The 17,297-nt window shown below is 50.4% G+C and carries 19 protein-coding genes, 1 tRNA gene and 3 pseudogenes; 7 read left to right on the top strand and 16 right to left on the bottom strand.

The window, feature by feature from the left end; genetic code table 11:
• The first annotated feature begins 336 nt into the window (after positions 1-336).
• Positions 337-756, top strand: a complete 420-nt coding sequence (locus H7A79_RS09020; protein WP_187000026.1) for a LapA family protein — start codon at positions 337-339, stop codon at positions 754-756.
• A 1,586-nt stretch (positions 757-2,342) separates the two neighbouring features.
• Positions 2,343-2,819, top strand: a complete 477-nt coding sequence (locus tag H7A79_RS09015; RefSeq protein WP_187000025.1) for a hypothetical protein — start codon at positions 2,343-2,345, stop codon at positions 2,817-2,819.
• A gap of 283 nt (positions 2,820-3,102) precedes the next feature.
• On the opposite strand, the gene H7A79_RS09010 is transcribed toward H7A79_RS09015, so the two are convergent.
• Both H7A79_RS09010 and H7A79_RS15220 read right to left on the bottom strand, forming a co-directional pair.
• Complete coding sequence (locus H7A79_RS09010) at positions 3,103-3,297, bottom strand: hypothetical protein (RefSeq protein ID WP_434968531.1); 195 nt, start codon at positions 3,295-3,297, stop codon at positions 3,103-3,105.
• A 59-nt stretch (positions 3,298-3,356) separates the two neighbouring features.
• Positions 3,357-3,458: pseudogene (locus H7A79_RS15220) on the bottom strand (IS3 family transposase); the annotation flags it as partial.
• Between the two features lie 216 nt (positions 3,459-3,674).
• Between H7A79_RS15220 and H7A79_RS09000 the strand changes: the two are divergent.
• Positions 3,675-3,887: pseudogene (locus tag H7A79_RS09000) on the top strand (IS110 family transposase); the annotation flags it as partial.
• 328 nt (positions 3,888-4,215) lie between these two features.
• On the opposite strand, the gene H7A79_RS08995 reads toward H7A79_RS09000, so the two are convergent.
• From H7A79_RS08995 to dcd, 7 genes and pseudogenes are all read right to left on the bottom strand, one after another.
• A complete protein-coding gene (locus H7A79_RS08995) occupies positions 4,216-4,470 on the bottom strand; it encodes an IS3 family transposase (protein ID WP_187000022.1) in 255 nt (84 codons plus the stop codon).
• A 167-nt stretch (positions 4,471-4,637) separates the two neighbouring features.
• A complete protein-coding gene (locus H7A79_RS08990; RefSeq protein WP_353663616.1) occupies positions 4,638-4,925 on the bottom strand; it encodes a hypothetical protein in 288 nt (95 codons plus the stop codon).
• Positions 4,926-5,062: 137 nt separating this feature from the next.
• Positions 5,063-5,260: pseudogene (gene lepB / locus H7A79_RS08985) on the bottom strand (signal peptidase I); the annotation flags it as partial.
• 717 nt (positions 5,261-5,977) lie between these two features.
• Complete coding sequence (locus H7A79_RS08980) at positions 5,978-6,112, bottom strand: hypothetical protein (RefSeq protein WP_255518825.1); 135 nt, start codon at positions 6,110-6,112, stop codon at positions 5,978-5,980.
• A 299-nt stretch (positions 6,113-6,411) separates the two neighbouring features.
• On the bottom strand, positions 6,412-7,269 hold the full coding sequence (ygfZ, locus tag H7A79_RS08975) for a CAF17-like 4Fe-4S cluster assembly/insertion protein YgfZ (protein WP_187000020.1): 858 nt from the start codon (positions 7,267-7,269) through the stop codon (positions 6,412-6,414).
• A gap of 1,345 nt (positions 7,270-8,614) precedes the next feature.
• Entirely contained in the window at positions 8,615-9,175 is a 561-nt protein-coding gene (locus tag H7A79_RS08970; RefSeq protein WP_187000019.1) for a YagU family protein, read from the bottom strand.
• 408 nt (positions 9,176-9,583) lie between these two features.
• Positions 9,584-10,150 (bottom strand): dCTP deaminase, encoded by a 567-nt coding sequence (gene dcd, locus H7A79_RS08965; RefSeq protein ID WP_135037338.1) that lies wholly within the window; start codon positions 10,148-10,150, stop codon positions 9,584-9,586.
• Here dcd and H7A79_RS08960 point away from each other — a divergent pair.
• Positions 10,131-10,373 (top strand): hypothetical protein, encoded by a 243-nt coding sequence (locus H7A79_RS08960; protein ID WP_187000018.1) that lies wholly within the window; start codon positions 10,131-10,133, stop codon positions 10,371-10,373. The two genes, dcd and H7A79_RS08960, sit on opposite strands and share 20 nt — an antisense overlap.
• A gap of 450 nt (positions 10,374-10,823) precedes the next feature.
• Here the strand turns inward: H7A79_RS08960 and H7A79_RS08955 are convergent, their stop codons facing one another.
• A complete protein-coding gene (locus H7A79_RS08955) occupies positions 10,824-11,723 on the bottom strand; it encodes a recombination-associated protein RdgC (RefSeq protein WP_187000017.1) in 900 nt (299 codons plus the stop codon).
• A 118-nt stretch (positions 11,724-11,841) separates the two neighbouring features.
• Here H7A79_RS08955 and H7A79_RS08950 point away from each other — a divergent pair.
• Positions 11,842-11,917, top strand: a tRNA-Glu gene (locus H7A79_RS08950).
• A gap of 180 nt (positions 11,918-12,097) precedes the next feature.
• Positions 12,098-13,111, top strand: a complete 1,014-nt coding sequence (locus tag H7A79_RS08945) for a site-specific integrase (RefSeq protein ID WP_187000016.1) — start codon at positions 12,098-12,100, stop codon at positions 13,109-13,111.
• Between the two features lie 68 nt (positions 13,112-13,179).
• Here the strand turns inward: H7A79_RS08945 and H7A79_RS08940 are convergent, their stop codons facing one another.
• The 4 genes from H7A79_RS08940 to H7A79_RS08925 form a co-directional block, all read right to left on the bottom strand.
• Positions 13,180-13,596: a type II toxin-antitoxin system HicB family antitoxin gene (locus H7A79_RS08940; RefSeq protein WP_187000015.1), complete on the bottom strand. Its 417-nt coding sequence runs from the start codon at positions 13,594-13,596 to the stop codon at positions 13,180-13,182.
• Between the two features lie 62 nt (positions 13,597-13,658).
• The gene (locus H7A79_RS08935) at positions 13,659-13,841 is read right to left on the bottom strand and encodes a type II toxin-antitoxin system HicA family toxin (RefSeq protein ID WP_187000014.1); all 183 of its coding nucleotides are present in this window, start codon (positions 13,839-13,841) and stop codon (positions 13,659-13,661) included.
• Between the two features lie 128 nt (positions 13,842-13,969).
• Positions 13,970-14,875 carry a phage antirepressor N-terminal domain-containing protein gene (locus H7A79_RS08930; RefSeq protein WP_187000013.1) on the bottom strand — a complete coding sequence of 302 codons (906 nt, stop codon included), beginning with the start codon at positions 14,873-14,875 and terminating at the stop codon, positions 13,970-13,972.
• A 304-nt stretch (positions 14,876-15,179) separates the two neighbouring features.
• Entirely contained in the window at positions 15,180-16,046 is an 867-nt protein-coding gene (locus tag H7A79_RS08925) for an exonuclease domain-containing protein (RefSeq protein WP_187000012.1), read from the bottom strand.
• A gap of 157 nt (positions 16,047-16,203) precedes the next feature.
• Here H7A79_RS08925 and H7A79_RS08920 point away from each other — a divergent pair, with 157 nt between their 5' ends.
• Entirely contained in the window at positions 16,204-16,623 is a 420-nt protein-coding gene (locus H7A79_RS08920; RefSeq protein ID WP_187000011.1) for a hypothetical protein, read from the top strand.
• A gap of 36 nt (positions 16,624-16,659) precedes the next feature.
• Here the strand turns inward: H7A79_RS08920 and H7A79_RS08915 are convergent, their stop codons facing one another.
• Positions 16,660-16,944: a helix-turn-helix transcriptional regulator gene (locus H7A79_RS08915; RefSeq protein WP_187000010.1), complete on the bottom strand. Its 285-nt coding sequence runs from the start codon at positions 16,942-16,944 to the stop codon at positions 16,660-16,662.
• 5 nt (positions 16,945-16,949) lie between these two features.
• Positions 16,950-17,297 (bottom strand): DUF551 domain-containing protein, encoded by a 348-nt coding sequence (locus H7A79_RS08910; RefSeq protein ID WP_187000009.1) that lies wholly within the window; start codon positions 17,295-17,297, stop codon positions 16,950-16,952.

Below are 17,297 nucleotides of genomic sequence, written 5' to 3'. Positions count from 1 at the left end.
GCCTGAAGCTGAAAGGCCGTCTGAAAAAATTTTACCGTGCAACAACTGTTTTTCAGACGGCCGCCGCAGGTTGATAGTGCTGCCGCAAAGCGACAAACCGTAGGCACCTATCGCGCACGTATCACCCAACCGGTTTTATACCGCTTCGCAGCTTGCAAAACCTTCTTTGAGGGCAGGGCGTGTACGCCGCAGCGCAGCCATCCGCTATAGCGGTTCAATGCAAACCGACACGGTATTCATCCGCTTGGACATACTTGATATTAGCCGCAGCCTGCCATCTTGCCTTTATTGAATTTAATCTATATCGAACCGTGAAGATGATGATAAGGAATACACATGGATAACAAAACCAAACTCCGCCTGGGCGGCTTGGCCGTTTTAGCCACAGCCGTGCTGAGCCTGATATTCGTTTTATTTACCGACTCATGGCCGGTGGCCATCGTGTTGGCCGTTGCCGTAATGGCGGGCGTAATCGGCGGCATGATTTGGACAACGCGCCGTCAGCAGCGCCATTTTCTCGAGCGTCTGAAAAAATTCGATATTGATCCCGAAAAAGGCCGCGTCAATGAAGCCAACCTGCGCCGAATGTACCACACCGGCGGCCAGGCACAAAAAGACGCCGTTACCGTTATCTGCCTGTCGCAGAAATGCTCGGTGGAGGAGGCGCACGCCATGATGAAAAACCGCCCGACCCGCCAACAGATGAACCAAATGGCGCAACAGCAGATGAAAGGACAACGCAGGCCGCACCGCTGATAAAGTGTGCTTCAACAGCCAAAGGCCGCTTAACATTCACCCAACAAGTGCAGCCTTCCACCAACAGAAAAGGCCGGTATGCGACAGCATACCGGCCTTTTTCGGCAGGAAAAATGGCAATATGGCCTGCGCACAACCGACCTTCAGGGCCACGATATTGTATTTCCGAACACTACCGCATGCAACCGGACACACGGCCAAACCACACAAACCATCGGCTGCACCTTCCACACCGGCTGCCAAATAAGGCATTCCGTCAGAGCAACATACCGTTCTCGTCAAGCGCTGCAACACAGTAATGCCCAAAAGCAAAACAAACCGCGCGGAAAATAACGGATTCCGTCCAACAGACCGTTGCAGAGCCGATTATCCGGAAGCACAGCCCTGCGTCCGCCGTTAGCCGACACAAAGGCATCAAACGGCACCGTTTCAAAGATCGCAAAATGGCGGCAGCCCCGTCCGCGCACCGTTTCCAAACCATAGTGCAGGAAGGCAGCCGCGCGGGGATTAAGGCGGAAGGGCATTGGAGGTTGCCCGGCCATTGTCGGCGGCAAAGCGCGCAGCGGCGGTTTGAAAACGGGCACATCATCGGCAGGAGCCGGAAAAGCAGGCTGCCGCAGCCGGGAGAAAAACCAAATTCACCGTCATCCGCAAAGCCGCCGATTTCAAAGCAAAAGATACGGTTATCCGCGTGCCGAAACCGTTCGACAACATGCTTCACACCGGACAACGGCAAAGCATTTTACCGGCACCCGGTCTCGCCCAGGCATCGGAGACGAAGCCTCTGCTGCCGGTGCCCTTTTGGGAAAAGGGTTGGAGGAGAACACCAACAGGCCGATACGCCGATACTTTCCGAAAGGAACGGATTTCAGCAAAGCGGTGGGGCAGACAGATTAAGGTGAAGCCGTACCGATAAATCAACGTGATTTTTGAACTAAACCGTTTTTAATTTTGTTTCACACGGTGCAACATGATTTCAAATCCTGCCAAACAAAGGCAGGATTTTTGGCTCCCACCGAAACTATGCGCTGGGATTGTTCGGTTCTTTTCACCGTGTACAGCCTTATCTGTTTATCGGATAAACAAACACCTGTCAACTATCCTACAAAACCCGTCCGGGGAACGGGGGATGGCACTCCAAAACCGGGTCTGTTTGTTGCAGAGTGCCCCGCTTTACCATACAGCCCGGCCCAACCCGGATGTTATGCAAACCACCGCAAAAGTACACCGGCTTTTCTTACCGGCAGAAACACTCCCAACGTGAAACCGTCCGGTTCGAATGGAGTGCCGGCGGTCGTCTGTCCGGCCGGTCAAACCGTCAAGGCGGAGGCCGCCCGTTTGCGCTTATGCCGCAGCAGGGCTTTGCCCGTCCCGACCGGAACGCCGACAGCTTGACGGATGCGTACAACCGTGCCTTTGCTTTCTCCGGCGGCGTACCCGCCCCCGGCATCTGCGGCAATACCAACACTGCCGGGCAAAGGCGGGGAGCGGGAGTTTGACGGGCGGTTTGCCGGATGATCCCCCGCTTTCCGATTGAGTCGGGATGGTGCGGACAATGGAGGCTCCAACCGGCACCGGCTTTTCCCGTGTTTTTTCTGCCCGCACACCCGCGTCCGGCCGGGAAAAGGCCGGGTAATGCGGCAGACGCGCTGCCTGCGCGAAAGGGTGTTTTAACCGGCTGCGGTTTGATTCCCGCACGCCAACCCATAATGACCTGCAACAGCAATATATCAATACATTCGGCCGGTGACGCGGCACAACCATTCAGAATACGGTCAGTCCGTTACCGGGGAGACAGGAAAAAGAAAAAAGAAAAAAGAAAAAAGAAAAAAGAAAAAAGAAAAAAGAAAAAAGAAAAAAGAAAAAAGAAAAAAGAAAAAAGAAAAAAGAAAAAAGAAAAAAGAAAAAAGAAAAACATGCGTTGGCTGCTTTCTGTTTTTCAGACGGCCGAACCTGCCGGCCGGATCCGGCACGGGCGGAGAAACCGGCAGTGCACGGAGATATACAGCCACGGGGGCTGGGAGGGAGGCATCATCAACCTGCCAGCGGCGCCGGTCGTCTGAAACGGGTCGGGCAGCAGCATCGGTATGGTTTGCCGGCTCTTAGCGGGCTGGGTTGTCTGCCGTTTGTCCGCAAAGGCGGCGGGTTGCCGTTTTACCCGATGGGGTACACGAAAAGACCAACGCTGCCATACCTGTACCCCCGGTTTTTGGCGGACGGGAGAAGCTGTTTTATGGGTGAAAAGACGGCCGGATCATTATCAAACCGACTGATTTACTTAGGTATTTTTGAGTCTAGCCATGATTTTTAACCAGATGAAATACTACCGATAAGGCGGCTCAATTTTCAGACTGCAACTGTGGCTTGGGTTTGGACGATTGACAGCGTTTCAGGCATCGGCTCATAAACAATTAAATCCCACGGGGCAATTTCGTGGTCTATGTCCAAATCAAAACCGTGCATGGATGGGATTTTGGCGTGGGTAACGATTTGAGGGTGGAGATCAAAATCGAAACAGCTCAATGTTTCTTTGATAGCCATACGCGCTGTTTTTATCAAGAAGTGGCATTCTGAACTGCATCCAAAGTTAGACAGCTTAATCAAGCGGTTTTCAAGGGCTGAATCCTGTACTGTACAGGGCTCAGTCCTTTTAATTTCAGCTTGGTTCTGTTGTGGTGGTAATAATGAATATACTCATGCAAAGCTGCTGCAATCCGGCAGCGGAAGCATATTTGCGCGTATGGGCATCACACTTTGAAATACGCAGGCTTTTTTTAACGTGCCGGAGAAGCTTTCCACGGCCGCATTGCCCAAACAGTTTCCTTGCGCGACATGTTTTGCACCGGTTTGCATTTGCCCGATTCAATTTGGTAATCCCGCGCCCATACCGATCCGAACACAGTATCGGCTTTTCAGACGGCAAAAGCCAGGCACGGGCAGCCCTATACATGCCCGCATCGGCCGCCTACCGCATGAACGCCTTTCCCGCCTTTATCGGCCGTCTGAAAGCCGGGAAAAAACCGCCGAAACTCATCATTGTTGCAATTATGAGAAAGCTGGTAACCATCGCTTTCTACATTTTGAAAAAACAAACGGAATACGACAAAACCCGTTACGGATTAACAACATAAATTAACAATACCAAACAGAAAAATGCCCCGCAAAAGCAGGGCACGGCTTGGTTGTTGCCGAAAGAATACATCAACGGCATTGACACTTTCACACACTATCTTGATTGCTTAAACGCTTCTTTCAATATTTTCCCGACCGAATCGACAACGCCGGGTTGTAGGATTCAGCAACCGATGATTTCTCCGTTAAACCAGCCCGTCAGCGGCAACAGTTGCGCTTTTCCCCACCGGCATCGAGTCCGGCAACCGATGATTGCCTTGTTGAACCAATCCATCAGCGAAGAAAGATACAACTTTTCTCCCGCATTATTGAGCTCCGTGGCAGCCCTTACCCGTTTCCCATTTGGCTTTTCCGCCTTGAAACGGCGTTGCAGGATAGCGGCACAACGTTGCCGGCCTCTTTCGAACGGGCGATGGACGGCATTGGCACCGCCGTACCGCCGCCCCGGCCCGACACCGCCTTCAGACGGCTGATTGTCTTGTGGTTGGCCAACATCCCTGCATAGCGGATTGCCGCCGTTATCCTGCGGCAGCCGCAGCGTCCTTTGTGTTGCCGGCAAGCCGCACGGATATGCCGTTTCAAACCGGCATATTGGTCTTCTGCCGAATGCGCTGCCGGTTGGCAGCAGAAGGCAGTAGCATGTACCGCGCCCCGAATCTTCCCCGGCGCCGTCTGAGCAGCCGTGGCTGCGGAAGATACTACGCGGCTGCCCCGTCATCTCCAAAGCCGTTTCAAAGGATAGTCCTGCCTTAATCCTGAGACGACTCGGCATCTTTCTGCCGCGCTTCGTTCTTCCCGGATTCAGACATCGGGCTGTTTTCAGACGGCCTTTGCCCGCGGTATCGGGCGGTTGTCGGGCCGGTATGGAATCCGCCGGCCGGGGCGCGTCCCTTTGGGGATACCCCTTCATTTCTGACCATGACATGGCGTTCATCTTGAGATTCAAAGGGTTGCAATCCAAAGGGCAGTCGGAGATGCCTGGCTTTTTTAACGGTTTCAGGTTGTTTGATCTTTTTTACAGATTTTCCGTCCTGCACATCTTGGCCAGTTTGGTTTCTCCACAGGCTGCCCGCCTTTCGGGCTGGGATTCAAACCGTCAAGGTACCACCGCAAACAGGAACAGGCCGTCTGAAACATATTTTCAGACGGCCGTCATGTAATCTTTTCTTTCCGATTACTGTATGCGGGTGCCTACTCGACTGATGTCGCTGAAGTTCATCCAGATAAAGAAAGCCTTGCCGACAATCAATTTGTCGCTCACAAAGCCCCAGTAACGGGAATCTTCGCTGTTGTCGCGGTTGTCGCCCATCATGAAATAATGGCCTTCGGGCACGGTGCAGCGGAACCATGAGCCGTCTTCCGCATATTCGCAGCTTTGCCGGTCAGGGAAATCGGAGCGTACGCCTTGCGGCAGAAAGCTGGGCTGCCCGGCGATTTTCAGCACTTCGAAATGGTGTGTGCCTATGGTTTCTTGAAAAACTTGGGTCTCGATGGTAATCATGCCGTATTGCGGTGTGTTTTCCTGATAGTTTTGAATAAGGATAAATGGTGATGTCTGACCGTAGGCCGATGCTGCCCTCCTCGTGGAGAATATAACGCAATGCCCGTTTGCGCACGGCAGCGCGGTTTAGAGAAAAAACTTTGGCAGTGTGTTTTTACCATGCCTGCAGAGGGTATTTCACGGCTTTCAATTTGAATTCGTTTGGATACTTTGCCAAAAAAACTGTACCTCAGACATCGGGGAGGGTGTCTGACTTGGGGGAGTTCAGTTAGGAGTCTTCTTAGATTTAAGTGTGATTGAATGAGGAGGTTCAAATAATGAACTTTGCTCTTTATTTTGAATTACCTACATACATGCAGCTAGAATTTGCTCCTCTTAGTTTAGAGTCAGTCATACTGGTTATCGTAGGTGCAGTGGGTTAATCGGTAGCTCTTATTAATGTTCCTATATCACTTGGAGCATTTTTCAATATAAAATCATTATACCGTTTGCTTATCACGCCGTTGAGCATGGCTGAATAGGGCGCATTGATTAGGACAAACAGGCTGCAGCGGAAAACTGTGCGCTATGTATGTTGCAGGTGTTGCTCTAGTCTTTCAGGCTGGCTTTCATGTAGCTGTAATCATCGCTCAGCTCGGTGATGCTGGTGCCGCAGAATAAAAGCGGAGGCCAAAAGTTCAGTATCAGATGTATTTTACGGGCGCTGTCGGTGTGTATTCTCATTTGAAACATGCCGGGTTTTTCGGTTTGGGTTTCGGTTGTGGCGCGGTTTTCAGACGGCCGAATGTGCTGCTTGAAAACCGCGCCATTTGTTTTTTAATCGGCGCGGGTATTTTGCAGCGGGCTGTGTAAAAAGTTTACACCGTTTGGTTTGTCAATCGATACGGGCATTTTTCGAGGTTGGCCGTCTGAAAAGTTTGCGCTGTTTGTTTGATCAATCGGAACGGTGTTTTCTGTGATGGATGCAAGGGTGCTGTTGGTCGATACGCCGGGTCGGGCGGCATAAGCAGGCGCGGCAAACGTTAATTGTGATCGGATGGAAAAAATGTACGCTCAAGAGTTAGGGGGGTGCCGCGGGCATCGGTTAAGGGATTTTGTGCAGCGGAAAATTTTATCACGGCCAAATTGATGCTGCCGCTGCTTGCCGTTGCGCTGTTGATGATGATGCCGGCTTCTTCGCTGCCGCTGCGCACTGTTGCCCCTGCGGTTGCGGGCGCGCTGCTTTCAAGTATGGTCAAGCCGCGTTTGACTTGGCCCCGGTATTGGGCGCGGGCGATGATTTCCTGCCCCGGGTAGCAGCCTTTTTTGAAATGTATGCCGCCGATGGTGTGTTGGTTGAGCATTTGGGCAACGCAGCTTTCGCTGGTGGCGGCGCTGATCCAGGGGTAGCCGCTGAGGATTTCGTGTGTGTTCCAGCTGTTTTCGGCTGCGGCATGGTATTCGGGCAGGGCGGCGGCGGGGCCGATTTTCAGACGGCCTCGGTGGGGTAAGGTAACCGTCCACACGCTGTTTTGTTCTTCGGCGGTAAATGTGTGGGTGGGTTCTGATGCAGGCTGGGGCGGGATTTGCGGCGGCAGTTCGCCGGCAACGGCAAAGTTTGGCAGCGGCTCAAGCACAACTTGGGCGCGCAAAACAAACATACGCAGGCGTTTGGTTATGGTTTCGGCCAAATCGGCAGCCAGCGCCAGTAGCAGGTATTCGCCGCAGTTGAGCACCAGCATATTGGCAATTACGCGGCCTTTGGGGGTGTTGTAGGTGGCGTAACAGGCTGCGCCGGGTTGCAGGTTGTTGATGTCGTTGGAAAGCTGGCTGTGTAAAAAGGCGAAGCGGTCGCTGCCGCTGGCGCGGATCAGGCTGAAAAACGGTAAGCGGGTTTGCATGGTGGAAATCCTCTGTATGTGCAGCCTGCATTTTAACTGCTGTGCTGTGCGGCTTAAAGGGCTGTGTTGTTGTGGATTGAATTTAAATGTATGCAGCGCCGGCCTGCTTGGGTTGAAGAAAGGTTGTGCAAGCCGCTGAAACGGAAACAAAAGGTTTCGCACAATTTGTACAGCCGCTTGTGTTTTGCTTTTGTCGGGCTGAGTCCGTGATGGCATTGCGGCGGGAAAATATTTTGGTTTGCCGGACGGGCTCAAACGGCTATAACTGTGTTTCGTTGAAGTGCGGCGGGTTTTGCTGTGTTTTTTTCAGACGGTCGCGCCAACTTATATTTGTTATGCTTTTTATGGCTGCTTCGGTGTCGGGCGTTATCGGCATAGGTTGTGTTGCCGGCTCCAGACAGCCCGCCCGCACATAATTGATGAGGGTGGGTAAGTTTATCGTCTGCATGGGCAGTATGACCTAATCCGAACCGCTGTAGCATGATTACAGTATTGCCTGTTTGTTGGGCTGTGTGTAGGGTTGGGGCTGTGTTTATGTTCGCGGATTGGCGATATGTTGGTGTTTCAGTCGATTGCCCGTGCCCGGTTGCCGATGCGCTGAAACCCAATCATGCCTACAGCCATGTTTCGGCATGATTGCCGGAGCGGGAAAGGTGAATGATGTTCAACGGTTTGGATGTGTGGGGGGGGAATCCGGCTGTATCGGCAACCTGCTGATGGTAGTGTGCGCGCTTGCGCGTGTTAATTGAGAATGTTCTGATTTTGCTCTTGATGGTTGTATGGGTTGATTGGCCGCAGGGCGGTCATGCCGACATGGCTGAGGCTTTGCTGAGTGCTGCCTCCACCTGCTGAAAAGTTTGATGATTATGCCGCTGCCGATTGCACGGTTTTTCCAGCAAAATGGTGTACCCGCCATAGCGTTTTTTTTTCAGACGGCCTAAAAATGCGCAAACCCGTGTCAGAAGCAGCTTGCTTTTATCTGTTTTGTCCATCGGTTGATTTTTTATCCACATAAACTGCGCCAGATGAAACAACCGTTGCCGCCGAAATGCTTGACAACTTAAAAATAATCATAAACTTTTGATAAATATATAATTTAAATTATGGCTTAATTTTTGTGCAATGGTGGCTGAAGCCCGATTTTTCGGGGGAAATACACTGTTTTCACAAACTTTCCACATAGTTATCCACAGCTTTTGTGGGCAAGGCATAAAGGCTTGATTGGGCTTGTGTTTAAATGCCGGCGATGAAAGTCGATTGAGCGGAAACAAACTGTTTGCTTTAGGCCGGCGGTAAAAAAAGCGGGGTAAAGCCCCGCTTTTTACTGTCAGTATCTAAACAGCGGTTAGCGTTCTACCCAATCGCCCTTAATCGGTCGCGCATAATAAGCCAGCACGGCAATCATGCACACTTCGATGGATACCGACCAATAAATGTGGCCGAAAAACTCGCTCAGATGCTCGGCTGCGTTAAGGTTCCACATCCAGCCTACCGCACCATCGGCATACGCGGGGTTACGGAAGCCGAACATCGGAATCAGCAGGCCGTGCATCACCACGGTGATCACAATGCCGTAAAACGCGCCGTACCACAGGCGGATTTTCGGCCAATAGGCCGAAATCCACACATACACAAATGCAAACACAAAGCTGAGCAGCCAATGGTATAGCGTTACAGCCCCCAAAATGCTGTTGCCCTGAAACGTGTAGTCCAGCGAATGCTGGTTGAAGCCCAGCCAGCCCAACCAGGCATCAATATTGGCTCCCGGAGGGGAAATTTCGCCGGGCATGCGCGGCGGCATATTCACCTCGGATCCCCACTTCACCAGCGAGCTGAAAAAGCCGCCGATCAGGGTGGTCCAGAGAATGACTTTCCGGTTGGCGGGAGAAGCGCATAATTTGGTCATACTAGATAGTCCTTTTTGTGTAGTTATCTTACTTATGACGGATTAGATACAGATAAGTTCCCCGCACCAGGCCGTCTGAAAGCAAAAGCGGGCAATGCCGCCCGTTTTACCTGCTCTAAAACCATATAAAAGATTGCAGCAGCCTGCATTGCCATGTAAACGGCACAAACTGAAATACCCATTCCGGTTTGCCGGAAACCGGCCGCTCTCGGGATTCGCATTTGGTTTTAAAACGCTTTTCTTCACAAGCAGCTTGGTTCGGATATCTCTTTTGTTCGAAACAAAAACGTTTGATTCTCTCCGGCAAGGGCGGCATTTCAAATTCAACCCAGAAGGCGGTGGGGAATAAATATTTTTGACCCGAACTGCGCCTCAAGATTTGAAAACGCTTGGTTTAGAAATGCCGGGTCAGGTTTTCGGCAGGGTAACGCCGGTTTGCCCCATATATTTGCCGTTACGGTCTTTATACGAGGTTTCGCACACTTCATCGCTTTCGAAAAACAACACTTGCGCTACGCCTTCGCCGGCATAGATTTTGGCGGGCAGAGGAGTGGTGTTGGAAAATTCCAGCGTAACATAGCCTTCCCATTCCGGCTCGAACGGGGTAACGTTGACGATAATGCCGCAGCGGGCATAGGTAGATTTGCCCAAGCACACGGTTAATATGCTGCGGGGAATACGGAAATATTCCACCGTGCGTGCCAGCGCGAAAGAATTGGGCGGGATAATGCAGCAGTCGTCTTCCACGGTAACAAAGTTTTTCAGATCGAAATTTTTGGGGTCGACAATGGTGCTGTTGATGTTGGTGAAAATTTTGAATTCATTGGCGCAGCGGATATCGTAGCCATAGCTCGAGGTGCCGTATGAAATGATTCTGCGGCCGCCTTGCTCTTTGATCTGGTTCGGCTCGAACGGCTCGATCATGCCGTACTGTTCGGCCATGCGGCGAATCCACTTGTCTGATTTAATCGACATGGTTATTTCCTTAAAAACTCGGGTAGATTGGAAAATCGAAAAACACAGGGAGCGTTGGAAGCAAGCCTTCCGAAACACGGCGGCAGCTTTCGGGCCGGCCGGCAAAGGCTACCCGAAAATACCGAAAGGCAAAATCCACCATGCCGCAAACATCAAAACCATTACCGCCATACTGTGCAGCGCCGCCCCCGCTGCCGCAGACAACGCCGAGCAGCGGAGATAGGCAGGCCCAACGGCAACCACAAGCATTCCACACATCAGCAGCAATATGGCGGAACCGGTCACAACGAATAATGTTTCACTGTGCCCCTGATAAGTTTCCTGAAAACGATAAACCCGGTATCCGGCTGTAAACTCCGCCAATAGCAGCCAAAACCACAAACCGGATACGGCTGCGGCCGCTGCAACAGCGGCAGGGTGGGCGCGCCCACGGAGCAGATAAGGCAGCCAAGCGCAGAATGTTCCCAAGCCCATCCATAAAATAGTGAACCCGCCTTCTACCGACATTACCGGAGTTTCCAAAGCCACCGCGGACAAAAGCCACGGCAGCAAAACGGCCGCATAGGCTGAAAAACATTCCGGCGGTGTCATCCTGTTGAGGCTCATAACCGTTCAAAATCCATGTTTCCGCCTTTCAGACGGCCTGCATGTGAAGGATAAGGCCGTCTGAAAACTAATCCTGCCAGCCGCCCAAATAACCCGCCAGCTCTTCCAACATAGTGCTCAACGATTCGGTCATCAGAATCTGCGAAGCGAAAGCCATGCTGGCCGCATCGTCTCCGTGTCCTTCAGCCTCCTCCTGCAACACATCGAGATACCGGATACGCTTGAGCGTGAAATCTTGTGTCAGCACAAACGCAATCTGTTCGCGCCACACCAAGCCCAACTGGGTAACGGTTTTGCCGTTTTTAACGTGTTGTACAACTTCGTCAGCAGTTAAATCCTGCTTCGACACTTTTACCACCGGCGCCACATCACCCGTGCCTTTGAGTTCGCAGTCGCTGTCAAGCTCGAAGCCGCCCTCGGCCGCGCCCTGCAACAGCCAACCGGTCATCAAGCTGCCCGGCGACTGTTTGGTATGGGGCAGGCCTGCCTCCAAGCCACCCAATGCTTCACGCAGTTTGGTGAGCATATTTTCGGCTTTGGTTGCAGACGCATTGTTCACAAACAAATAGCCGTGTTTAATATCGAAAACGGCCTGGGTTTGGCTGCTGCGGGTGAAGGAGCGGGGCAGCAGGTCATCGGTAATCTGTTCTTTTAATTCTTGTTTTTCTTTGCGCCCTACATTGCGTGCTTCAGTGTTTTGAATCTCGGCCACGCGTTCGTCCAAAATATCGCGGATCACGCCCGCCGGCAGCACTTTTTCTTCTTTTTTCAGCGTTACCCGCCAAGTGTAGTCGGCAGGAAAAACAGATTCCGGCGAAAAAGAAACGGGTGAGCTGAAGCCTTCACTGAACCAGTCCAAGCCCGAACAGGGAGCGAATTGCGCTTCGGCCAGCTTGACCGCCAGCGTTTCCAAATCGGGTAGTTTGTTTTTATTTAAAGGATAAAAGCTGATTTGTTTGAACCACATAGCATTTTCCTAAAGTGAAACTGCAACATTATACAGCAGGCAAGGGCCGTCTGAAAGGCAGACACACTTGTTTGATTGACAAACACAACCTGCATAGGTATAGTGCGCATTCAATTAAGCGCCCATCGTCTAGAGGCCTAGGACACTGCCCTTTCACGGCGGCAACCGGGGTTCGAATCCCCGTGGGCGTGCCACTCTTTTTAAAATCCGCTTTACGATATAGGCGGATTTTTCTATTTTATATATTTAAATCATCATCTTAATTCTAGCTATTGCTTGATGTCTGAAAATTAATATTTGATATTATTTGTTTGATTTATACTGATTTATGGGTATGATTGCATCTGTTTTGCAACCAACTTTGCAACCGGATTATGGCATCGTTTACCAAAAAATCTAATGGTTCGTGGCTCGTGCAGGTGCGGCATAAGGCCGGCGGCGGGCGGGCGGCGTTTAATAAGTCGGCGGTATTTTCGCGTAAGGTTGATGCGCAGCAGTGGGCGGCGAAAATCGAGGCGGAATGGCAGGCGTTTAGGGCGGGTATTACGCCGATGATGCCGTTTTCTGAATTGTTGACGCGCTACCGTGATGAGGTGTCGCCGACTAAGCGGGGGTTTAAAAATGAGATTAATGTTATCAATCGGGTTTTAAAAACGCCGCTGGCTGATGTGATGCTGCCTGATTTGTCGGATTTACAATTTAAAATGTGGGCGGATCAGCGGCTTAAAGAGGTTCAGACGGCCACGGTGCGGCGGGAATGGAATGTTTTATCTGCGGTGATGGCGGCGGCGGTGAAAGACTGGCGGCTGTTGCCTGAAAATTATCTTCTGCGGCTGCGCAAACCTGATGGCAGCCCGCCGCGCACGCGGCGGGTTTCGGCGGCTGAAGTAGATGCGATTTGCTACTGCGCCGGGTATTCGGCGGATTGTGTGCCGGATAAGCAGGTGCAACGGGTGGCGGCGGCGTTTTTATTCGCGCTGGAAACGGCCATGCGCGTGGGCGAAATTTTAAGCCTGCTGCCCGAAAACGTGCATTTTGAAAAGCGCTATGTGCATCTGCCGACCACTAAAAACGGCCATGCGCGTGATGTGCCGTTGTCGGGGCGGGCAGCGGCGATTTTAAAGCAGGTGGCGGATTCGCACGGCGGGCGCACGGTGTTTGGTGTTACAAAGGGATCGTGCGACAGCCAATTCCGCAAGCTGCTGGATATGGCGCAAATAGACGGCCTGCATTTTCATGATTCGCGGCGCGAAGCATTAACGCGGCTTGCCAAGATTTATCAGCCGATGGAGCTTGCCAAAATCAGCGGCCATAAGGATTTGCGCATTTTGCTGAATACTTATTATGCGCCAACGGCAGAAGAGTTGGCGGCGAAGATGCCGGAATAAGAAAGGCCGTCTGTTGTCAGACGGCCTTTTTTTACTGTAATAAGAAAGGTTAGGTTTAATTTAATACATTATGCAAAGCTGATGCTTAAATGCTTTCCCAGCTTTTCTGCTGCTTTTTCCAAAAAATCAATTTTGGTATTGTGACGCAAATCTAACAAGCGGTCTATTTGGGGCATGTGGACATCTAGACGGCGTGCCATTTCTGCTTTTTTTACACCTTGTGCGATCATTTCGTTAAGCAGCAATACTTTTGCAGTTTCCAAGGCGGGTAAGGTAACGGTGTCGCTTCCTTGTTCCGTTGATGGTAGCGGAATAGCGCGTCGATCTTCAAAGTAGCCATCGAGTGCGCACAACAAACCATCTAATGCTTCGATTGCTGCCGATTCTTTATCTTCACCCACGGCCACCGCTTCGGGAATATCGGGAAACGTAACTAAAAAAGTTCCGTTATCGTCCGGGGTGAGTTCGTAGCGATAAGATAACATATTAGTCCTTTAAGTAAGTTGAGTGATGAGATTGTGCAGGGTAAGCCCTTTCGGGCTTACCTTTACTTAAGGTTCAAGTCTTTTTTGATTTTCTTTACCAAGCCTGAGCCGATTTCTTTACTGCCGTGGTTTGGAAAAACCGATGTTCTATTACCTAATCTGATTAACTGATGGCTTCCGCGTTTTTGCGTGGTAAACTCTACACCTTGAGAGATAAGCCATCGTCTAAATTCACTGTATTTCATTTAACCTCCTTTCTTATTAACAGTGTGAAAGGATAATACAACAAAAATGTTGTATTTGCAATAGTTTTGCAACATTTTTGTTGTATTTGTATCAGAAAAGGCCGTCTGTTGTCAGACGGCCTTTTTTCTTAGTCGGTAATCAGGTCGCTGATGAAGATGTGCAACCTGCCCGCTTCCATTAATGCCTGCTCGATTTGGCGGTCGTTGATGTTTTTGTTTTCGTTATTATAGCGTTTGTTGTGCAAGGTTTTCAGCAATACTTCGTGAAGATTGGCAATTTCAAACAGAGCGGATTCTGCATGGCCGCGGCGGTTGGCGTTGGCGGTGCGGGGCATCAGGTGTACGGCTACGGCCTGCATGATTTCGCTTTGGGTGGCGTTGCGCATCAAATCCGCCGTTATGGGTCTGACTTGGGTTTCGGGGTAACGGTGGCCGGCCAAAATCGGGCGGCCGCCGATATCCTGTGTTTGGCGGTGCAGCCAGCGCACCATTTTAACCAGTTCGGCATAGGTGGCGGCGTTGGGTGCTTTGCCGAAATGTTTGGAAAGATGCCTATCTGCTTCTATGCCGCCCCAGTTGTTGATTTCGCGCAGGCGGTCGAGCAGCATTTCGATTACTTGCAGTATTTCGTTGCGCGTGGGCAGTTGTTCGGCCACGCTGGGCGGTTGGATGCGCGGCTGCTGTATGGGGCGGTTGAAGTGGGCGTTTAATACCTCGAAGCATTCGGCTTGGTATTGTAGTAGCCGTTTGCGGATTTCAGGTTTGACGCGGTTCGCGTCTACACCGAATAACCAGCCATTGAGAAAACCGAGCGGCAAACATAAATTTTCGCGGGGTTTTCCATCTTCGCCACGAATTGTTGTCATAACAATTCGTGAATTTAAAACAGCGTTGCGTTTGATTTTTTGATATTGCGCCGCCCAATCCAAACCGATGTTTTCACAAATCGGTTTCATGGCTACATGCGGTTGGTTATTGTGGAGTAAAACAGAAATGGTTTGACCGTGAAATTGAACGGTTTTGATTTGATTCATTTTGAAGTTTCCTTGTATTGAATTTTCGAAATTCAGCCCAAACGGGCGGCCGAGAGGTTCGAAAACCTTACAAGTAGGCTGGAGTTATTCCCCGCCAAAGCGGGTATTGTATTCCTCACCCTCTCGGCCATAGAAACTTCGGTTGTATCGAAAACACAAAACACAAAGGAAACCGATGAAAACTATAGGCGCAAAAAAATCACATTTACCGCTGTGATGACGGCTTGTAAGAGGTTTCGACACCTCGTGCGAAAAATCATAAAACAAAAATCCCGCCTGTGCAAGCGGGATTTTTGTTACGGGCTTATTCGTCGAGCAATGCCATAAATTCAGCTTCACTTAATATCTGTATGGGATGACCTTCGGCCTGCAATTCGCGGGCGCGTTTTTCTTTGCTGCTGGGCGCGGCCATATCGGATTCTCCTAAAACGAGAATAGTGGTTTTCGGGCTTACACTACTTGTGCAACGACAGCCTGCATCAGCCGCAATTTGTTGTATTTCTGCGCGCGGTCGGCTTAAATCCCCGGTGATAACCACTGTTTGCCCGAATAAGCGGCCTTGTTCATTGGCTACCGTCTTAATCCGTTTATTGCGTTGTTTGTAGCTGTTTAGGTCAAACAGTTTGTCGCAATTCGCCAACATGTGGCGGAATATTGCCAATGTGGTCATGCAGTCTGCTAATGCCCGGTGGGCGTTGTTAACGGTAACGCCGCAATATTCGGCTGCGTGTATTAGGCGATGACGCTTTTTTGGCTCTTGTGTGTAGGCTGCATGCCATTCGCTATACAGCTTCATCATGCACACGGCGTTGTATTCTACTTCGTAGTATTGGTGGATATAGGCTGTTTGGTTCATTAGCCGGGTATCGAAATCGGCGTTGTAAATCAGCAACGGTCTGCCTGCTATGATATTTAGCAGTTGATCTTGAACTTGTGGCCAAGATGGGGAATGCAGCAGTTCGCTATATGCAATTCCGTGTACTTGATAAGCTTCGTTGCTGTCTGAAAAAGCTTGGGTGGGTTTTACTGTTGTATTCAAAAGTATTTCGCCGTTTATGTCGATAGCGGCTATTTCGATGATTTCGGAATCTTTATCTAAGCCTGTTGTTTCCGTATCAAGGAAAACGGCGTTTTGTGCATATTGTGTGAGTTTTTTTGCAATGGGGTGCATGATTGCTTTTTCTCCGTAAGGTAGATGATTTTATCTTATAAGTTTTGTTATTTTATGTAAATAATTAGTTGTTTAAATTTTTATACGGCTTGCTAAAGGTTGTTTTGTTTGGGTATAGTGATTATTTCCTAATAAATACATTACAAGGGTTAATATAATGAAGAACGTTTTAGTTTTAGCAGTGGCTTTAGCAGCATCCGGCTGTGCTACTGCGCCTGTGGTTTCGGGTATGGCTAAAGATGTGCCTGCTGAAAGGGTGTTGGCTTATGCGGAACCGCGTGAAGATTATGCAAGAGTGGAAATTACACGAGATTCGGGGTTTTTAGGTAGCGGGTGTTATTTAGGCGTAATGTACCGCCAAACTTTGCTTGCTCGTTTTGCGGCCGGTGAGCGGGCGGTATTTTATATTCCTGAAGGGGATTGGAATTTTGCTGTTGTACAAGACCCTCGCGGGCGGGGGTTGTGCGGTATATCTGAAAATCCTGCTATTGAGCGGCAGTCTATTAGGAAAGGCCAAGATAATTTATTCAGGGTTAGTTCGGGGCCGTATCGTCGCCCTAGATTGCTGCCATTTTGATTAAACAGGCCGTCTGAAATTCAGACGGCCTGTTTGTTACTGCTTTCTGCTGTGGATATATTTAATCACATCTCCGGCAATCCAGCGGCGGGATTCCTGCTTTTTGCGCCGGTCGGTCAGGCTTACGGGTTTTGGGAAGTCGGGGTGCGATACGATTTCGCGGTAGGTGTGCTGGTAGCTTAATCCCATTAAGTCGGCGATGTCTTGGGTGTTGAGTAGGATACTGCTTTCTTTGGTCAGCCCGGCAAGGTGTGATTTTTTTGCTGTTGTTTCGAGCGTTTCCAGCTTTTGCATAATGGCTTTATAGGTTTCGGTTGTCATTGTTTTTACTCCGTTTTGGGCGGGGTGGGTAGTGGCTGCCAGTGGGTTATAACACCATCATCAATCCAGCTATCTGAATCGGTATAAACAAACGCTTCCGCATCGCCGTCAAGATAGCCCGACTGCATGTTGTTGCGGAAGTCCCGCAATAAGACGGTATCGTCCGGATTTGGCAAATTTTCTTCTACGTTGATCCACCCGTCTTGCTTGGCGGCGTGTTCTTTGGCGGCCATCCAGCCGAGCCGTGCATCAAACCGCTCTACTTCCCATCTAAAATCGTCGTTTTTGGTTGCTTGTTCGTCGAACCACTCTTCAAATGCCTGCTTTTCTTTTTCCAGTTGTTCGTTTGTCAT

The organism is Neisseria musculi (genome assembly GCF_014297595.2).
GTDB lineage: Bacteria > Pseudomonadota > Gammaproteobacteria > Burkholderiales > Neisseriaceae > Neisseria > Neisseria musculi.
The sequence above is the reverse complement of the archived record's forward strand: the minus strand, read 5'-3'. Positions and strand labels throughout refer to the sequence as shown.

Coding starts and splice junctions, on each gene's coding strand:
- H7A79_RS08910 (WP_187000009.1), bottom strand. CDS start 17,297: ATGACAAACGAACAACTGGAAAAAGAAAAGCAGGCATTTGAAGAGTGG.
- dcd (WP_135037338.1), bottom strand. CDS start 10,150: ATGTCGATTAAATCAGACAAGTGGATTCGCCGCATGGCCGAACAGTAC.
- H7A79_RS08970 (WP_187000019.1), bottom strand. CDS start 9,175: ATGACCAAATTATGCGCTTCTCCCGCCAACCGGAAAGTCATTCTCTGG.
- H7A79_RS08915 (WP_187000010.1), bottom strand. CDS start 16,944: ATGACAACCGAAACCTATAAAGCCATTATGCAAAAGCTGGAAACGCTC.
- H7A79_RS08935 (WP_187000014.1), bottom strand. CDS start 13,841: ATGAAATACAGTGAATTTAGACGATGGCTTATCTCTCAAGGTGTAGAG.
- H7A79_RS08940 (WP_187000015.1), bottom strand. CDS start 13,596: ATGTTATCTTATCGCTACGAACTCACCCCGGACGATAACGGAACTTTT.
- H7A79_RS08955 (WP_187000017.1), bottom strand. CDS start 11,723: ATGTGGTTCAAACAAATCAGCTTTTATCCTTTAAATAAAAACAAACTA.
- H7A79_RS08980 (WP_255518825.1), bottom strand. CDS start 6,112: ATGAGAATACACACCGACAGCGCCCGTAAAATACATCTGATACTGAAC.
- H7A79_RS08945 (WP_187000016.1), top strand. CDS start 12,098: ATGGCATCGTTTACCAAAAAATCTAATGGTTCGTGGCTCGTGCAGGTG.
- H7A79_RS09010 (WP_434968531.1), bottom strand. CDS start 3,297: ATGGCTATCAAAGAAACATTGAGCTGTTTCGATTTTGATCTCCACCCT.
- H7A79_RS08925 (WP_187000012.1), bottom strand. CDS start 16,046: ATGCACCCCATTGCAAAAAAACTCACACAATATGCACAAAACGCCGTT.
- H7A79_RS08920 (WP_187000011.1), top strand. CDS start 16,204: ATGAAGAACGTTTTAGTTTTAGCAGTGGCTTTAGCAGCATCCGGCTGT.
- ygfZ (WP_187000020.1), bottom strand. CDS start 7,269: ATGCAAACCCGCTTACCGTTTTTCAGCCTGATCCGCGCCAGCGGCAGC.
- H7A79_RS09020 (WP_187000026.1), top strand. CDS start 337: ATGGATAACAAAACCAAACTCCGCCTGGGCGGCTTGGCCGTTTTAGCC.
- H7A79_RS08930 (WP_187000013.1), bottom strand. CDS start 14,875: ATGAATCAAATCAAAACCGTTCAATTTCACGGTCAAACCATTTCTGTT.